This window comes from Vibrio sp. 10N.222.46.A1 (genome assembly GCF_041473595.1).
Lineage (GTDB): Bacteria > Pseudomonadota > Gammaproteobacteria > Enterobacterales > Vibrionaceae > Vibrio > Vibrio tasmaniensis_A.
On the sequence record NZ_JBFRSN010000383.1, the window covers coordinates 1 to 1683 of the forward strand.

The following is a 1683-nucleotide window of genomic DNA, read 5'->3' on the forward strand; positions in this document are numbered from 1 at the left end:
TGTTACCTCTTCCCATAGTAAATTAACCTTTGCCGTAAATATAATAAGGTAAATATTAATTTACCAAAATTTAAATGTCAAAGTAATAGGTTAGAAATAATTATAGTAAAAACTATTTTACTATAAAAATCTTAAAGTGAATTGTAGTTTACAATAAAACAGTCATTGAAATGACTGCAATGAAAAACAGAGATCCTGTCTGAACTCTCTATTTAGTTATTGCTTTACCACACTTTGGTCGAGTAGACGACACCTGAGAAGCTTTTGGACAAAACCTTCCAATTACAGTCAACGATGCGAAATATTTATGCATTTAATGCAGGAGTGCATTCATTGTTAATGCAGCACCTTTCATTCTATTAAACAGCTACAAACTCAAGCTTGCTCTCATTATTGTTCAGTGTACAATATAGAATTGCACACTGAACAATAGAGTAAAATCATGAATGCCAATACGATAGCAAACAAATACCTTGAAGCACTTGAAGAAGCAAACATTGAAAAAGTACTATCGCTTTTCACGCCAGATGCGTTGGTGAGTTCACCACTTTACGGTGAACGTAAGGCAGCAGACTTTTATCCTGAATTGTTTGAAGATACGAGCAGTTCAAAGCTAACCTTGAAGGGCGTAATGGAAGGGAAATCAACTCGTGACTGTACAGATTTGATATCTATCTGGTTCTACTTTGACTGGACACTTGCCAATGGTGAACCTGCACCTTTTAATGTTGTCGATGTGTTAGAAGTCGACAAAGGTAGCCGCTTGATTACCAAATTAAATATTGTTTACGATACTTTTAACATTAGAAGTTCGTTCAATCTGTCTAAAAAGCAGACCTCCCTTTAGCAAGTACTTTATAGATAGCGGTACCTTTATGAAAAGAAAAGCAAATACAACACCTCTCTCTAAGGAAATTATAATCGAGGTAGCACTGAATCTTATTGCGGAGAAAGGAATCGATACGTTTAGTATTCGAGACGTAGCTAAACGGTTAGATACCTATCCAACAGCTATCTATTGGTATTTTAAAAACAAAAACACACTGTTAGGTGAAATTGCAAATACAGTGATGTCTAGTGTCACACCTAACTACGGTAACCTGGATTGGCACGTCTGGTTGACCCTGTTATTCCAAAACTACAGAGGTGCAGTAAAACACCATCCCCACATCGCAGATTTGATAGGAGGGCGACTTCTGGCAAATGCGTATCAAGATCCTAGATTGCTAGATGGAATTATAGCTGCTCTTTTGGATGCAAATTGTCCGCCGTCTCATATAGTCCCTATGTACAACACAGTAATTGCATCAATGTGTGGTTTCGTAACCATGGAGTTCGGTCATTTACCGCTAGATAATGCGGATGAATGGGAAGCTAAGTTAAGAGGGGAGGCTAAGAAGGTAGAAAATAGTGAGTATCCAAACTTAACTCGTTTTCTACCTCAAATGATGAATGCTTCTTTCATTTTACGCTGGCAAAATGGCTATGACAAACCGATGGATGAGAGTTTTAATAGGTATGTTGATGTTTTTATAGATGGTTTGAAACACCAGATTAACGCACTAAACGAGATGCCATAGCAGGAATTTTATACCTTATGGTAACGTTAATTTCAGAAAGTATTGTGCTTAACTATGCACCTCATGAAGCCAATAAGACACTTTTGAGTTAGAAAGTGCCACG

At 37.0% G+C, this 1683-nt stretch carries 2 protein-coding genes; both read left to right on the plus strand.

The window, feature by feature from the left end; genetic code table 11:
* Positions 1-442 precede the first annotated feature (442 nt).
* Complete coding sequence (locus AB4496_RS12160; RefSeq protein ID WP_017100096.1) at positions 443-847, plus strand: nuclear transport factor 2 family protein; 405 nt, start codon at positions 443-445, stop codon at positions 845-847.
* Positions 848-875: 28 nt separating this feature from the next.
* Positions 876-1580 carry a TetR/AcrR family transcriptional regulator gene (locus AB4496_RS12165; protein WP_017103707.1) on the plus strand — a complete coding sequence of 235 codons (705 nt, stop codon included), beginning with the start codon at positions 876-878 and terminating at the stop codon, positions 1578-1580.
* Positions 1581-1683: the final 103 nt, after the last annotated feature.